Genomic DNA, 14,714 nt, shown 5'->3' with positions numbered 1-14,714 from the left:
CCTGGCGGACGACGAACGGCGACACCGAGGGCGTGCACCCGAAGATCGAACGGCGGAACCGGATCCGTGATGGCTTCAAAAATCGCGAAGGGGTTGTCCGGAAGATGCTTTTGGCCTTTATTCCCTTAGCTCATCTGATCGCCTGATCACACTTCTTGACATGGAGCCCCCGAGCCCTTGACAAGGGGGAGCTTCCTTTGTAAAATGGTCTCAAGCTTCCACAATTCAATCGTGATCCCACTGCGGGAACCTTCTTATCGAGAGCGGCGGAGGGACTGGCCCGATGAAGCCCGGCAACCGTCTTGTGCGGAATCGGCTGCGGTCACGCAGGGTCCGGAGGAGCAAGCTCCGGGCGAGACGCTTCCGCACAAGATTTGGTGCCAACTCCTGCGGAAGGCGCGCCTTGCGTATCGCGGGTGTCCGGTCAGGCACGTACGCACGCGAGGCCGTTCCGAGAGATAAGAAGGGGGAGGATGCGCGGCAACCGTCCCTCTTCTTATCGAAGAGGGATTTTTTCACGGCCTTGTGAGCGCCGGCGACTCCCACGCCGGCGATGGACAAACGAAGACGCGATCCCTTCTTCTTATCCAGAGCGGTGGAGGGACTGGCCCGATGAAGCCCGGCAACCGTCTTGCGGGGAGGCGACTTCGGTCACGTGGGGTGCGGAGCAGGCCCCGGTCGAAAGAGCTTCCGCGCGGGACCCGGTGCCAACTCCTGCGGAAGGCGCTTTTCGCGTGTCACAGGCGTCCGGACGGAGCGCATGTGCATGCGAGGCCGTTCCGAGAGATGAGAAGAGGGCATTTCGAAGGCGGTTCGAAATCCCTCTTCTTGTCGAAGAGGGATTTTTTCGTGGTACCGCCTAAGAACGGCGTTGCTTATCGAACCCCATCGTTCGGATGCAGGATGGTCAAGGAGGGAGCGCCATGTCGGAAACGATTGGCCTTCGCCCTCACAATGCCTGGCTGGAGTGCATCGAAAAGGCGCTTGAAGGCCTGGAGTACGGAACCGTTCAAATTACGGTTCATGACGGTCAAATCGTACAAATCGACCGGACGGAGAAGATGCGGTTCCCGGTGGCCGCAAAAATGGCCGCAAAGGGACGGGCGGCCGCAGCGGGAATGAAGCAGGAAAATAACGAGGCCGGGTCCAAGCGCCATCGCTGACCATCCTGTGAAACAGAACCGATTGTTCTGCACCGATTTTTCCATCGGCCGACTGGACGACCAGAGGCCCCTGACATCTGCCGTGAGGTGGCGTACCGCCGAGGGCGGCAGAGCAGGGGCCTTTTGTGTTGAAAAGCAAAGAAGAAGGGAGAGGAGATGAACATGAGGACGTGGATCAAAAGGCGCGGGTTCGCCTTCTTCATCTTGATCATCGCTTTTGCCTTCGCAGGGCTTGCGGCTTGCAGCAACGCCTCCGGGACGGGGGAGAAAGGCCGGGGCGACCGCCTCCCGGCTCAGGAGGGAAGTTCGGCGTCCGGGCGAGCGGCGGACGGTCGGCAGGGTGACGCTCCGACCGCAGAGATTTTAAACGTCTCGTTCGATGTCGGTCGGGAACTTTACGCCGACTATAACCAGGCGTTTGCCGCTTACTGGAAGCGGCAAACCGGCCGGACGGTCACCATCCATCAATCGCACGGCGCGGCGAGCAAACAGGCGCGGGCCGTGATCGACGGCCTGAAAGCGGACGTGGTGACGTTGAACGTGGCCTACGACATCGACGCCATAGCAAAGGCCGGCCTGATCGATAAACATTGGCAATCGCGCCTGCCGTATCACAGCGCGCCTTACACGACGACGGCCGTCTTCCTCGTCCGGGCCGGGAACCCGAAAGGCATCAAGGACTGGGACGATCTCGTGAAGCCGGGCGTGGAGGTCATCACGCCGAATCCGAAGACGGCGGGAGCCGCAAAATGGTTCTATCTCGCCGCCTGGGGCTACGCCCTGCAAAAATATAATGGCGACGAAGAGAAGGCCAAGGCGTTCGTCGCCGAATTGTACCGTCATGTTCCGGTGCTCGATACCGGGCAGCGGGGATCGACGACGACGTTTGTCGAGCGCGGCATCGGGGACGTGTTCATCGCTTTTGAAAACGAAGCTTCGTTCGTGCTCCAGGAGTTTGGAAAAGACCGGTTCGAAATCGTGGCGCCCTCGAAGAGCATCCTGGTCGAGTTTCCCGTGAGCGTCGTGGACAAAGTCGTCGATGAAAAAGGCACGCGCGACGTGGCCGAAGCGTATCTCGAGTACCTGTACTCGGAAGAGGGGCAGGCGATCGCCGCCAAGCACTTCTACCGCCCGCGTCTCGAGGCCGTCGCCAAGCGGTATGCCGATCAGTATCTTCAGGTGCAGACGTTTACCGTCGAGGAACTGGGAGGATGGCAAAAGATGCATGACCTTCATTTTGCCGACGGCGGCCTCTTCGACCAAATCTTCAACAGGGCGCGGTAGTTCGGGGGCTTCGGGGCGTCGCCGGGACGTCAAACGAATTTTCGGGAAGGGGGGGAAGCGCGGATGACGGTTTTCCGTGCGGCGGTTTTCCGCACGCGGCGTGTCCTTCCGGGGTTCGGCCTGTCCCTGGGGTATACCGTGTTTTACCTGAGCCTCATCGTGCTCTTGCCGTTCGTCGCGCTGTTTTTAAAGTCGGCCACCCTCGGCGGGGAGCGGTTTTGGGCGGCGGTCGCCGAACCCCGGGCGGTGGCGGCCTACAAGCTGAGTTTTCTTTCGGCGCTCGGCGCGGCGCTGGTGGATGCGGTGTTCGGTCTTCTGGTCGCTTGGGTGCTGGTGCGGTATCGGTTTTGGGGCCGGGAAATCGTAAATGCTCTGGTCGATTTGCCCTTTGCGTTGCCGACGGCCGTCGCCGGGATCGCCCTGACCGCGCTGTATGCGGAAAACGGTTGGATCGGAAAGCTTTTTAAGCCGTTCGGCGTGAAAATCGCCTACACGCCGCTCGGCATCGCGGTGGCGCTCGTCTTCATCGGGCTCCCCTTTGTGGTCCGCACGGTTCAACCCGTCCTGGAGGCCCTGGAACAGGAGATCGAGGAAGCGGCGGCGACGCTCGGCGCGTACCGGTGGGAGACCTTCCGCCGCGTCATCCTCCCGGCGCTTAAGCCGGCCCTCCTCACCGGTTTCGCGCTGGCCTTCGCCCGGGGCGTCGGGGAGTACGGGTCCGTCGTGTTCATCTCCGGCAACCTGCCGTTTAAGACGGAGATCGCGCCGGTGCTCATCATGATGAAGGCCGAACAGTACGATTATGCCGGGGCGGCGGCCGTCGGAACGGTCATGCTCCTCATTTCGTTCGTCATCCTCATTCTCATCAACCTTCTGCAGGGGCGCGCGAGCCGTCGGACGGCGCAGGGGTAGGTCGGGCGGAGGAGCGGGAGGCGCGATGACGTGAGTCGGACGGAGGATTGGGAGCGCGATGGCGTGAGCCAGGCGGGGGAGCGGGGGCGCGAAAGCGATGGTCGGGCGGAAACGGAGGGGGCGCGCGCATCGGGCCGGGCGGTTTGCGAGTGCTGAAGGAAGGGCGAGCAGAAGGCGAGCAGAACGAGCGGTGAAGGATGGACGGGGGGGGAGGACGATGACGATCATCGAGCCGGCCGCCTTTGAGGGTCGGTCGCCTGCGGCGGATCGTCCGCCGCACTTGACGGAGCCGCGCCTCGTGCGGGGGATGTTGATCGCCCTGGCGCTTCTTTTTCTGGGCGTGCTGCTTGTCCTCCCGCTCATCGTCGTGTTCACCGAGGCACTGCAAAAAGGCGTGAAAGTCTACGCAGCAGCGATCACCGAACGGGAGGCCCTGTCCGCCGTGCGCCTGACGCTCGCCGTCGCCGCCATCGCCGTGCCGCTCAATGCGCTGTTCGGCCTTGCGGCGGCGTGGGCGGTGACCCGCTTCACGTTTCCGGGAAAAAACGCGCTCGTCACGCTCATCGACCTGCCGTTTTCCGTGTCGCCGGTCATCGCCGGGCTGATGATCGTGCTCCTCTACGGGGCGCACGGGTTGTTCGGCCCCTGGCTTGCGGAACGGGGCCTCCAGATCGTCTTTGCATTTCCGGGGCTGGTGCTGGCCACGGTGTTCGTGACGTTTCCGTTCGTGGCCCGGGAACTGATCCCGACGATGCAGGCGCTGGGGACGGCGCAGGAGGAGGCGGCGCTGACCCTCGGCGCCGGCGGTCTCCGGATTTTCTGGCGGGTGACCCTGCCGAACGTCCGATGGGCGCTTTTGTACGGTCTGGTGATGACGAACGCCCGGGCGATGGGCGAATTCGGCGCCGTGTCGGTCGTCTCCGGGCACATCCGGGGGCAGACGAACACGATTCCGTTGCACGTCGAGATCTTGTACAACGAGTACCGGTTTACGGCCGCCTTTGCCGTGGCTTCGCTGCTCGCGCTTCTGGCGCTGGTCACCCTTGGGATCCGGCAAAGCGTGGAGCGGCGTCACCTTCGACGGGCGGGAGGCGGACCGGCGGGCGTTCTTGCGGGCGGCGAGGAAGGAGGGTGAGCGATGTCCGTGGAGGTCCGGGGACTCTGGAAGCGTTTCGGACGATTTGCAGCCGTCAAAGGGATCGACTTTGCCGTCGAAAAAGGGAAGCTGGTCGGGCTCCTCGGTCCGAGCGGGAGCGGCAAGACGACGGTCCTCCGGCTTCTCGCGGGGCTGGAAATTCCGGATGCCGGCGAGATCCGCTTCGGCGGACGCTCCGTCATCGGCGTCCCGCCGCAAAAGCGGCGCATCGGCCTGGTCTTTCAGCACTACGCGCTTTTTCCGCATATGACCGTCTTCGAGAACATCGCCTTTGGCTTGCGTGTGCAAAAAAGATCCGACCGGGAGATCGAAGCGAGGGTCCGGGACCTCCTCGCGCTCGTCGGGTTGAGCGGCTTGGAGCGGCGCTTTCCCCAAGAGCTTTCCGGCGGGCAAAGGCAGCGGGTGGCCTTCGCCCGGGCCCTGGCGCCGGAGCCGGAGCTGCTCCTGCTCGACGAGCCGTTTGCCGCCCTCGACGCCCAGGTGCGAAAAAGCCTCCGCGCTTGGCTGCGGGAGATGGTCCGGCGCCTGGGGATCACGACGATCTTTGTGACGCACGACCAGGAAGAGGCGGTGGAAATGGCGGATGAGCTCATCGTCATGAACGAGGGACGCCTCGAGCAGCAAGGCCCGCCCCTCGAGGTGTACCGGAGGCCCCGGACGCCTTTTGTGGCCCGTTTTCTCGGGGAGTCCATCGAGATCCCCCGCCCCTCGACGCTCAAAGGGTTTGAACATGTGGATCCGGACGCCTTGGCCATCGTCCGGCCGGAGTTCGTCGAAGTGGGTTACCCGCATGAACTGTCGAACCTTCCGGCGGCGGAAACAGGAATCGTGCAGAGAGTGCATTTTCGCGGCCGCGAATGGCAGGTCGAGGTGGCGGTGGGCGGGAAGACGCTGGCTGTGTATCTCCCGTCGGAGCGGGAAGTGCCGCGGCCCGGAGACGAAGTGCGGGTGTTTATCCGCCGCTTGTACGTTTTCCAGGGTGAGAAGATGGCCGTGGTGGAAAACGAAAACGCCTTACAACCCCGTCATCCGGCCCGGCACCAAGGGCCGGCGGCCGACGGATCGGCGGAAGCGCCGCGAGGGAACCCGCCCCCGCAGGCGTCGGGCCCGGCGGCGGCGAGGCGATAAGGCGAGGCGATCAGGCGATCAAAGGGAGGAGGAGGGATGGCGATGGCCGATCTGGTGCTCGATCCGGAGGAAATCCGTTCGCTGGCCGAAACGCTGAGGGACGCGCCCCCGGAGGAAATCTTGCGCACGGCGCTCGAGCGCATTCCGCGCCTCGCGTTGGCGTGCAGCTTCGGCGCGGAAGACATGGTCATCCTGGACCTCTTGATGAAAATCGACCCAGAGGCGTCCGTGTTCTACCTGGATACGGATTTGTTCTTCCCGGAGACGTACGCGCTTCGGGATGAGGCGGTTCGGCGCTACGGCATTCCGAACCTGCGCCGCATTCGCCCGGACTTGAGCCTCGAAGCGCAGGCCGCGGAATACGGCGAGGCGCTCTGGAGCCGGGATCCGGACCTGTGCTGCTACCTGCGCAAGGTTCAGCCCCTGGAGCAGGTGCTGGCCGGACTGGACGGCTGGATCACCGGCATCCGCCGGGAGCAGGCGCCGACCCGCGCGCGGGCGGAAGTGTTCGAGATCGACGGGAAGTTCGGCGTCGTGAAGGTCAATCCGCTGGCTTATTGGACGTGGGATGACGTGTGGAACTATATCCGGGCGCATGATGTGCCGTACAACCCGCTTCACGATCGGGGATATCCGAGCATCGGCTGCGCGCCCTGCACGCGCCCGGTGCAACCGGGCGAAAATCTGCGCGCGGGGCGCTGGTCGCCCTTCGATAAGACGGAATGCGGCTTGCACGGCTGAAAGCGTCGTCAGGATATCGCTGAAGCTGAGGAAGGCGCTTTTAAGAAGCGCTGTAGGCTCAAGAAGCGCTGGAGTCGTATACGAAACGCTTTATCAGAGGAGGGGTTGCATTGGAGCCGGCCGTTTTGCCCCATGGCGGCCATCTCGTTCACCGCGTGCTGACCGGCGAGGCGCGTCGCGAGGCGCTTCTCCGAAGCCGGTTCCTTCCGCGCCTCCTTCTTTCACCCCGGGCGCTGTCCGATCTGGAACTGATCGGCGTCGGCGCTTACTCGCCGCTTGTCGGTTTTCTCGGCCGAGAAGATTACGAAAGCGTCCTCACGTCGATGCGGCTTAGAGACGGAACGGTGTGGCCGATCCCGATCACGTTGCCGGTGGACGAGGAGTTGGCCCGGCGCCTTCGGGCCGGACAGGAGGCGGCGCTCGTCGGGGAGGAAGACGGCGTCGTCTACGGCGTGATCGAGATCACCGAGGTCTATCCGTATGATCCCAGGCGCGAGGCGGAGGCGGTCTACCGGACGACGGAAGACGCGCATCCGGGCGTCCGCAGGCTGTACGCGCAGCCCGGCCGCTATGTCGCCGGCCCCGTTTGGCTGCTCGACCGGCCGAAGCGGGAGGGGTTTCAAAAGTATTGCCTCGATCCGGCGGAGGCGCGAGAAGCCTTCCGGCGCCGCGGATGGCGGACGGTCGTCGGTTTCCAGACGCGCAATCCGATCCATCGCGCCCACGAATACATTCAAAAAAGCGCTCTGGAGATCGTCGACGGCCTTTTCCTCCACCCGTTGATCGGCGAGACGAAAGCCGACGACATTCCTGCGGAGGTCCGTCTGCGGAGCTACGAGGTGCTCCTCGAGCATTATTACCCGCGGGATCGCGTGCTTCTTTCGGTTTATCCGGCGGCGATGCGCTACGCCGGCCCGCGGGAGGCGGTGTTGCACGCTTTGGTCCGCAAAAATTACGGCTGCACGCACTTCATCGTCGGGCGCGATCACGCCGGCGTCGGCCGTTATTACGGTACGTATGAGGCGCAGCACATTTTCAAGAACTTCAAGCCCGAGGAAATCGGCCTCACGCTTCTCTTCTTCGAGAACAGCTTCTATTGTGAGAAATGCGACGGCATGGCGTCGGAGAAAACCTGCCCTCACCCGGCGGAATACCGCTCCCTTTTGTCCGGGACCAAGGTGCGCGAGATGCTGCGTCGCGGAGAAAAGCCTTCTCCCAAGTTCACGCGGCCGGAGGTGGCGGAGGTGCTCATCCGGGGCCTGGAAGAGAAAGGAGTGGCGGTCCATGGCGCGTGAGAAGAAGCGATCGGATGCGCAAGAGCGGGCTGAACGGGAGCAAGATCCGCGGAATGATGCGCAGGCGTTGAACGCGGTGGAAATCGTCAAGCGCGAAAGCCGTTATCTCCGCGGCCACATCAAGGAAGAACTTCAGAACGATGCGCCCAAGTTTTCCGAAGAAAGCGTGCAAATCCTGAAGTTTCATGGGGTTTATCAGCAGGACGATCGAGATCTTCGGCCAAAGCTCAAGAAAGAGGGAAAAGACCGGCACTGGATGATGATGGTCCGCGCCCGCATCCCGGGCGGCGTGCTGACGCCGGAGCAGTACCTGACCTTCGACCGGCTTGCCGATCGGTACAGCGATTACGGGACGCTCCGCCTCACGGATCGCCAAACGATTCAGCTGCACGGCGTCGTCAAAAGCCACCTGAAAGCGACCATCCGCTCGATTCACGAGGCGCTTCTGACGACGCTCGGCGCCTGCGGGGACCTGGTGCGGAACATCGTCTGCTGTCCCGCCCCGGGCGACGACCCATACCGGGCGGAGCTCCGCGAAGACATGCTGGCTCTGGCCGATCGCCTCGGCGCGAGGACGAATGCGCCGTATGAGATTTGGCTGGACGGCGAGCCGGTCGAACTTCCGGAACTTCAACCGGAAGAGCCCCTGTACAAAGAGGCGTACCTGCCGCGGAAGTTCAAGATCGCCCTCACGCCGGAAGGGGACAACTGCGTCGACGTCTACGCCAACGACGTCGGCCTCGTGGCGCATCTCGATGATGGTCGCCGGCATGTCGTCGGCTACACGATCCTCATCGGCGGCGGCATGGGCCGGGCCGCCCACGATGGGCACACCTATCCGCGGGTGGCCAGCCCTTTCGCCTACGTGCCGCGGGAACGGCTGGTCGACGTCGTGACCGCCATCGTCACGGTCTATCGCGACTACGGGCATCGGGGGGAAAATCGCCGCCTCGGCCGCATGAAGTATCTCGTAGAGGAGAAGGGGATTCCGTGGTTTCGCGAAGCGGTGGAACACCGGATCGGGTATCGCCTCGCCGAACCGCGCCGGCTGGTCTGGGAAACCAGCGAAGACCATTTGGGCTGGCAGCGGGAGGAGGACGGCTTAAGCGGGCTCGGTCTTTTCATCCCCAGCGGACGCATCCAAGACACCGAGGCGGTGCGCTTAAAGTCGGCGCTCCGCGACATCGTGCGCGAATTTCGTCCTTCCATTCGGCTGACGGCCCAGCAAAACATCATCCTCAGCGGAATTCGGGACGAACATCGTCCGGACGTCGAAAAGCGCTTGCGCGAAGCGGGGGTGCCGCTTCCGGCGGAACTTTCGACCGTGCGGAAAAACGCCATGGCCTGCGTCGCCCTGCCGACGTGCGGCCTGGCGGTGGCCGAAGCGGAGCGGATTCTTCCCGACGTCGTCGCGGCGTTTGAGCGACTGTTCGAAGAGCTGGGGCTCTCCGAAGAGGCGATCACGATCCGCATCTCGGGCTGCCCCAACGGCTGTTCGCGCCCGTACGTCGGGGAGATCGCGTTCGTCGGCCGCACCTTGGGCAAGTACGAGGTGTATCTGGGCGGCGATCGCTTCGGCACGGTGCTGAGCGAACGGTTCCGAGAGATGGTGCCGCTCAATGAGCTGGTCGCGTCGGTGCGGCCGGTGCTGGAGGCTTATGTCCGCGAGCGCGGGCCGGGCGAAGGGTTCGGCGCGTTTGTCCGGCGCGTCGGGCTGGCGCGTTTTCAATCCGTCGAACCGCGGCCATCGTGACCGATGAAAATCGTTATCCGATGAAAACGGGATGGCCGGCTGAGGACCGGCCGGTTCGAAGCGAAACTTCGGCAAAGGGAGAGTGGAGGCATGGACGGTGGTAAAGTCTACTTGGTCGGCGCCGGGCCCGGCGACGCCGGGCTGATGACGTTGCGCGGCCGGCGTCTTTTGGCGGAAGCCGATGCGATCGTCATCGATCGACTGGCCCCGGCGCGCCTTCTGCGATACGCCCGCGAGGACGCCGAAGTGTATCACGTGGGCAAGGCGGCCGGCCGCCACCTGGTGCCCCAGCGGGAGGTCGAAGCGCTCCTCATCCGGCTGGCCCGGCGCGGTCTTACGGTCGTCCGCCTGAAGGGCGGCGATCCGTTCGTGTTCGGCCGCGGCGGCGAGGAGATCGTGGCCTTAAGCAGGGCCGGCGTCCCGTGGGAGGTCGTACCCGGCATCACCTCCGCCGTGGCCGTCCCGGCATACGCCGGGATCCCGCTTACGTACCGCGGGGTTGCATCCGCCTTCACCGTCGTCACCGGCCATCGGTGCACGTGCGAAGAGGCCCAAAACCCGCCGGTCGCGGCGGGCGAAGCGCCCGCGCCCGTCGACTGGTCCAGGCTGGCCAAGGCCGGCGGTACGCTCGTCATTCTGATGGGCGTGACGCAGCTTCCGGCGATCACAGAGCAACTGATCGCTTTCGGTCGCTCTCCGGATACGCCGGCCGCCGTCATCCAATGGGGGACGCGCGCCACACAGCGGACGGTCCGCGCCCGCCTCGGCGAGCTCGCCGAACGCGCGCGGGCGGCGGGCATCGGGTCGCCGGCGGTGATCGTCGTCGGCGCGCTTTGCGCGCTGTCCGAAGCGCTGGCGTGGTATGAGCGGTTGCCGCTGTTCGGCCGGCGCGTCGTCGCCGTGGCGGAGACGCGCGAGCGGGCGCTGGCCATGGCGGAGGCGGCCGAGGCGCTCGGAGCGGAGGCGGTGGATCTTTCGCTCCTTCCGTACGCGCGCTTTGACCGCTCGGCGGTCGATCGGCTGCTTAAGGGAAGCGGCCTCGGCGCTTCGGCGCCGGGGCGCGGTGAGGCGGGCCGCCGCGCGCTCTGGGTATTTCGGACCGCGCTCGGGGTGGAAGCCGTCTGGCGGGCCCTTGAGGCCCGGGGTCTTGATGCCCGAGCCCTTTCGGGGATCCGGATCGCGGCCGCGGGCCCCGGGGCGGAAGCGGCGCTTCTCCGGCGCGGAATCCGGCCGGATGCCCTCCTCCCTGAGCAGGAGGAGGATGCGCCTTTTGACGGCCGGGCGCTGTTCGACCGAAGCGCCCGGCGGTTTTGGGCGGCGATGGCCGAGCCGGGCGCGCCGGTGTTCGTCGAGGCGGGGAGCGGCCTTGCGGCTTTCGGGCAAAAAGCGCCGGAGCGCGGCATGGAAGGCGCGTCCTGCGGCGCTTCTTTTGAGCGGCTTTCCTTATGGACGGTCGACGAGGCAAGGCTCCGCGCCCGACTGGAGCGGCTCCTCTCGGACGCCGTGCCGCCGCGGATCGACCTCCTCTGGGCGGAATCTCCCGCCGCCCTGGCCGTGGGGAAAGCGGCGCTCGACATCGCGTCGAACGCGCAAGCGGCGCCTTTCGTCGTGATCGGCGGTTGCGCCGAAGATCTGTCGCCGTCCTTGGAGGCCGGGGCGCCCCTTTCGGGGGCACCGACGGCGGAACGCGCCGGAGCAGGGGAACCGGTGGAGGTTCCGCGCCGATGGCGATGACGGCTTCCCGGACGGCCGCGGTGCTGTTCGTCGGGCACGGTACGCGCTTTCCCAACGGGCGGCGGGCGTTCCTTAAGACCGCGGCTGACGCCGCGACGAGACTTGGGATCCGGCATTTTGAGGCGGCGTTTTTGGAATTCTGTCCTCCGACGGTGGCGGACGCCTTGCACAAGCTGTACCGGAGCGGGGTGCGCGAGGTCCTCATCGCCCCCCTTCTGCTGTTTGCGGCCGGTCATGGGAAGCAGGATCTGCCTTCCGAGGTGGATCGCGCCCGGGAAGCGTGCCCGGGGCTCAGGGCGCGTTTTGCGCCGGTATTCGGCGAGGATCCGCGCCTTGTGGCGCTGGCCGCGGAGCGGGCGCTTAAGGCCGCCGGCCGGTTCGAGGCCGGCGACGCCCTTCTGGTCGTCGGACGGGGAAGCCGGGATGCGGAAGCGTTTGCGGCTTTCCGCCGCGTCGCCGAAGCGATCCGCCGCGCGCTCGGGGTCGAGCGCTGGGGGTTCGGGATGCTCACCGGCATCGGGCCGGGGCTGGAAGAGGCGGCCGCGCGTTTGTGGGCGCAGAGCCCGCGGCGGACGGTGGTGTTGCCGTATTTGTTGTTCGAAGGGTATCTGATGCGGAAGCTGCCGGAGCGCCTGAACCGGGCATTGTCGGCGGATCGGGCTTCCGTCGCGATCGCCCGGCCGCTGGGGCCGCACCCGCTTCTTTCCGCGGTCTTGGCCGATCGGGTGCGGGAAGGCATGGACGGGTGCACCGGCCGCAGGAAGGGCAGAGCGATGCCGGGCCTTCCAGGTGTCCATGGCCCGTGGCCGGATCCGTAGGGGGGCCGGATGTCTTGATGGCGCCGGGGTTCCGACAGTTGAAAAACCTTTTGCGTTTTTTCCGCTGGCTATGTTAACATGCGCCTAACCGAGCGAAAGCCAGGCTCCGCTGAGAGCCGAAGTGAACCTGACCGCGGTGAGAACGGCCCTGCCGCCCGTTCTGCGGGAAGTGAAGCCTGCGGAACCAAGCTCGGCGGCGGAAAGGGATCCCCGGGCTTCGAGCCCCTCGTCGATGATGCAAGATGCAACCGGGCTAGGATCCATCGATGGGATGGTTGTTTGTGAGTTGCGGAACAGCTATAATAACGCTAAGCCTTTCCACGGACAAGCGCAAAGCGGGCGAAGATGGGGCCATGCGCGCCCGGTTCGGGGCATCCAGAGAGCGGAGGCCTGAGGCTGGAAGCCGCCGCTGCCGCCGCGGGTGCGTACCTCCCCGGAGCCGATCCGGCAAAAGGATGGGGCGTTACGACCGGGCGAGGTCTCGGTCGGACGGCGGTCCTGCCCGAATCGCGAGTAGCCGGATCCGTCGGCGGCGATAACGCGAAGAGCGGGTCGGTCGGAGGGCCGGCGGAAAGGGCCCGTTTCCTTTGGATTCGGGATGCCCGGTGAGGGCATCGGTCCGGCGAGGGAACAGGGCTGCCGGTTCGGGCCGGCCAAAAAGGGTGGTACCGCGGGAGACCCCCGCCCCTTTGGGGCGGGTTTTTTTGTCGGCGCTTGCGCTTTTTGCTGCCGAAAAACGTCATGCCACAAATCGAAAGAAAGGATGAAAGCCCATGCCGACGGTGGTCCTTCCCGACGGAGCGAAGCGGGCCTTTCCGGACGCCCGGACGGCGGCGGACGTCGCCCGGGCGATCGGCCCGTCGCTCGCCAAACGGGCGCTGGCGGCGGAGATCAACGGTCGCGTCGTCGATCTTTCGCATCCGGTCGCGGAGGGGGATGCGGTCCGCATCCTCACGGCCGAAGACGAGGGCGGCCTTTTGGCGATGCGGCATACGGCGGCCCACATCCTCGCCCAGGCGATCCTCCGGCTCTATCCGGGGACGAAGCTCGGCGTCGGACCGGTGATCGAGGACGGGTTTTATTACGACGTCGACCCGCCGCAGCCGATCACCGCCGACGATCTGCCGCGGATCGAGGCGGAGATGAAGAAGATCATCGCTGAGGATCATCCCCTCATCCGGCAGGAAGTGACGCGGGAGGCGGCGATCCGCCACTATGAGGCGGTCGGCGACCCGTACAAGCTGGAGCTCATCGCCGCCATCCCGGAGGGCGAGCCGATCACCTTCTACCGGCAGGGGGAGTTCGTCGACCTCTGCCGGGGGCCGCATGTGCCGTCGACGGGCAAGGTGAAGGCGGTGAAGCTCCTCTCCGTCGCCGGGGCGTACTGGCGGGGGGATCACCGCCGCCCGATGTTGACGCGGATTTACGGCACCGCCTGGGCGTCGGAAAAAGATCTCGAGGCGTATCTGGCGCGCCTGGAAGAAGCCCGGCAGCGGGATCATCGGCGGATCGGGAAGGAGCTTAAGTTTTTCACCTTTTCGCGGGAAGTCGGCCAGGGTCTCCCGCTCTGGCTTCCGAACGGCGCCAAGGTGCGGCGGATCATCGAGCGCTACATCGTCGATCTGGAGGAGTCGCTCGGCTACCAGCACGTGTACACCCCGGTGCTGGCGAACGTCGAGCTCTATGAGATCTCGGGCCACTACGCCCACTACAAGGACAACATGTACCCGCCGATGGAACTCGACCACGAGCGGCTCGTCCTCCGGCCGATGAACTGCCCGCATCACATGATGATCTACAAGAGCGAGCCCCGGAGCTACCGGGATCTGCCGCTTAAGATCGCCGAGCTCGGGACGATGTTCCGCTACGAGGCGTCCGGGGCGCTGACGGGGCTCCACCGGGTGCGGGGGATGACGCTGAACGACGCCCACATTTTCGTCACGCCGGAGCAGATCGAAAGCGCGTTTTCCGAAGTGGTGGAGCTCATCCTGCGGGTGTATCGGGATTTCGGCATCGACGACTACTGGTTCCGCCTGTCGCTCCGGGATCCGGCGGATACGGAAAAATACGTTCAGAACGACGCGATGTGGGAGATGGCGGAGGGGATGCTCCGGCGGGCACTCACCGACCTCGGGCTCGACTTCGTCGAGGCGAAGGGCGAGGCGGCCTTCTACGGGCCGAAGCTCGACGTGCAGGTGAAGACGGCCCTCGGCAAAGACGAGACGCTGTCGACGGTGCAGCTCGATTTCGTGCTGCCGGAGCGGTTTGACCTCACGTACGTCGGCGAAGACGGCGCCTCCCACCGGCCGGTCGTCATCCACCGGGGCGTCGTCGGGACGATGGAGCGTTTTGTCGCCTATCTCCTGGAAAAATCGAAAGGGGCGCTCCCGGTGTGGCTATCGCCGGAGCAGGCGGTCGTCCTGCCGGTGTCCGACCGCTTCCGGGAGGCGGCGGAGGCCGTCGTCCGGGCGCTTCAGGCGGCCGGCGTGCGCGTTCGCTTCGACGCCCGGGCGGAGAGCCTGAACTACCGCATTCGCGACGCCCAGGTGAAAAAGATCCCGTACACGCTGGTCGTCGGGGAGCGGGAGGCGGAAAGCGGGACGGTCGCCGTCCGGCGCCGGGGCGAAAAGGCGGCGGAGACGATGTCGATCGAAGCGTTCATCGCCCTCGTGAAGGACGACGTGGCCCATCGCCGGTGAAGGACGGGGCTCGCGGCGGTGCTTAAGCCCC

Annotated in this window: 11 protein-coding genes and 2 riboswitches; all 11 genes read left to right on the top strand. The window is 65.4% G+C overall.

What is annotated here, in order from left to right; translation table 11 throughout:
• The first annotated feature begins 251 nt into the window (after nucleotides 1-251).
• Nucleotides 252-419: riboswitch (SAM riboswitch) on the top strand.
• Nucleotides 420-580: 161 nt separating this feature from the next.
• Nucleotides 581-746, top strand: a riboswitch (SAM riboswitch).
• Nucleotides 747-923: 177 nt separating this feature from the next.
• The 11 genes from SA87_RS05790 (at nucleotide 924) to thrS (ending at nucleotide 14,683) form a co-directional block, all read left to right on the top strand.
• Nucleotides 924-1,163 (top strand): YezD family protein, encoded by a 240-nt coding sequence (locus SA87_RS05790; protein WP_066200537.1) that lies wholly within the window; start codon nucleotides 924-926, stop codon nucleotides 1,161-1,163.
• 156 nt (nucleotides 1,164-1,319) lie between these two features.
• Entirely contained in the window at nucleotides 1,320-2,447 is a 1,128-nt protein-coding gene (locus tag SA87_RS05785) for a sulfate ABC transporter substrate-binding protein (RefSeq protein WP_066200533.1), read from the top strand.
• 63 nt (nucleotides 2,448-2,510) lie between these two features.
• Nucleotides 2,511-3,359, top strand: a complete 849-nt coding sequence (gene cysT, locus SA87_RS05780; protein ID WP_066200531.1) for a sulfate ABC transporter permease subunit CysT — start codon at nucleotides 2,511-2,513, stop codon at nucleotides 3,357-3,359.
• Nucleotides 3,360-3,576: 217 nt separating this feature from the next.
• Nucleotides 3,577-4,494 (top strand): sulfate ABC transporter permease subunit CysW, encoded by a 918-nt coding sequence (gene cysW, locus SA87_RS05775; protein WP_066200530.1) that lies wholly within the window; start codon nucleotides 3,577-3,579, stop codon nucleotides 4,492-4,494.
• A gap of 3 nt (nucleotides 4,495-4,497) precedes the next feature.
• On the top strand, nucleotides 4,498-5,643 hold the full coding sequence (locus tag SA87_RS05770; protein ID WP_066200528.1) for a sulfate/molybdate ABC transporter ATP-binding protein: 1,146 nt from the start codon (nucleotides 4,498-4,500) through the stop codon (nucleotides 5,641-5,643).
• Nucleotides 5,644-5,685: 42 nt separating this feature from the next.
• Nucleotides 5,686-6,384, top strand: coding sequence for a phosphoadenylyl-sulfate reductase (locus SA87_RS05765; protein ID WP_066200552.1), 699 nt, complete (start codon nucleotides 5,686-5,688; stop codon nucleotides 6,382-6,384).
• A gap of 110 nt (nucleotides 6,385-6,494) precedes the next feature.
• Complete coding sequence (sat, locus tag SA87_RS05760) at nucleotides 6,495-7,679, top strand: sulfate adenylyltransferase (RefSeq protein WP_066200525.1); 1,185 nt, start codon at nucleotides 6,495-6,497, stop codon at nucleotides 7,677-7,679.
• Nucleotides 7,669-9,432 (top strand): NADPH-dependent assimilatory sulfite reductase hemoprotein subunit, encoded by a 1,764-nt coding sequence (locus SA87_RS05755; RefSeq protein WP_082718489.1) that lies wholly within the window; start codon nucleotides 7,669-7,671, stop codon nucleotides 9,430-9,432. The genes sat and SA87_RS05755 overlap by 11 nt, the downstream gene beginning before the upstream one ends.
• A 90-nt stretch (nucleotides 9,433-9,522) precedes the next feature.
• Entirely contained in the window at nucleotides 9,523-11,166 is a 1,644-nt protein-coding gene (gene cobA, locus SA87_RS05750; RefSeq protein ID WP_066200522.1) for a uroporphyrinogen-III C-methyltransferase, read from the top strand.
• Complete coding sequence (locus SA87_RS05745; RefSeq protein WP_066200517.1) at nucleotides 11,157-11,984, top strand: sirohydrochlorin chelatase; 828 nt, start codon at nucleotides 11,157-11,159, stop codon at nucleotides 11,982-11,984. Before cobA ends, SA87_RS05745 begins: the two co-directional genes overlap by 10 nt.
• Before the next feature lie 773 nt (nucleotides 11,985-12,757).
• Complete coding sequence (gene thrS / locus SA87_RS05740; protein WP_066200514.1) at nucleotides 12,758-14,683, top strand: threonine--tRNA ligase; 1,926 nt, start codon at nucleotides 12,758-12,760, stop codon at nucleotides 14,681-14,683.
• Nucleotides 14,684-14,714: the final 31 nt, after the last annotated feature.

Source organism: Hydrogenibacillus schlegelii, from assembly GCF_001653195.1.
Taxonomy (GTDB): Bacteria; Bacillota; Bacilli; order Thermicanales; family DSM-22653; genus Hydrogenibacillus; species Hydrogenibacillus schlegelii.
This window is presented reverse-complemented; position numbering and strand designations above follow the sequence as displayed.

Excerpts from the sequence above, each read along its gene's own strand:
- SA87_RS05785 (WP_066200533.1), top strand. The coding sequence starts at position 1,320 with ATGAACATGAGGACGTGGATCAAAAGGCGCGGGTTCGCCTTCTTCATC.
- thrS (WP_066200514.1), top strand. The coding sequence starts at position 12,758 with ATGCCGACGGTGGTCCTTCCCGACGGAGCGAAGCGGGCCTTTCCGGAC.
- SA87_RS05745 (WP_066200517.1), top strand. The coding sequence starts at position 11,157 with ATGGCGATGACGGCTTCCCGGACGGCCGCGGTGCTGTTCGTCGGGCAC.
- cobA (WP_066200522.1), top strand. The coding sequence starts at position 9,523 with ATGGACGGTGGTAAAGTCTACTTGGTCGGCGCCGGGCCCGGCGACGCC.
- cysW (WP_066200530.1), top strand. The coding sequence starts at position 3,577 with ATGACGATCATCGAGCCGGCCGCCTTTGAGGGTCGGTCGCCTGCGGCG.
- SA87_RS05790 (WP_066200537.1), top strand. The coding sequence starts at position 924 with ATGTCGGAAACGATTGGCCTTCGCCCTCACAATGCCTGGCTGGAGTGC.
- SA87_RS05755 (WP_082718489.1), top strand. The coding sequence starts at position 7,669 with ATGGCGCGTGAGAAGAAGCGATCGGATGCGCAAGAGCGGGCTGAACGG.
- cysT (WP_066200531.1), top strand. The coding sequence starts at position 2,511 with ATGACGGTTTTCCGTGCGGCGGTTTTCCGCACGCGGCGTGTCCTTCCG.
- SA87_RS05770 (WP_066200528.1), top strand. The coding sequence starts at position 4,498 with ATGTCCGTGGAGGTCCGGGGACTCTGGAAGCGTTTCGGACGATTTGCA.
- SA87_RS05765 (WP_066200552.1), top strand. The coding sequence starts at position 5,686 with ATGGCCGATCTGGTGCTCGATCCGGAGGAAATCCGTTCGCTGGCCGAA.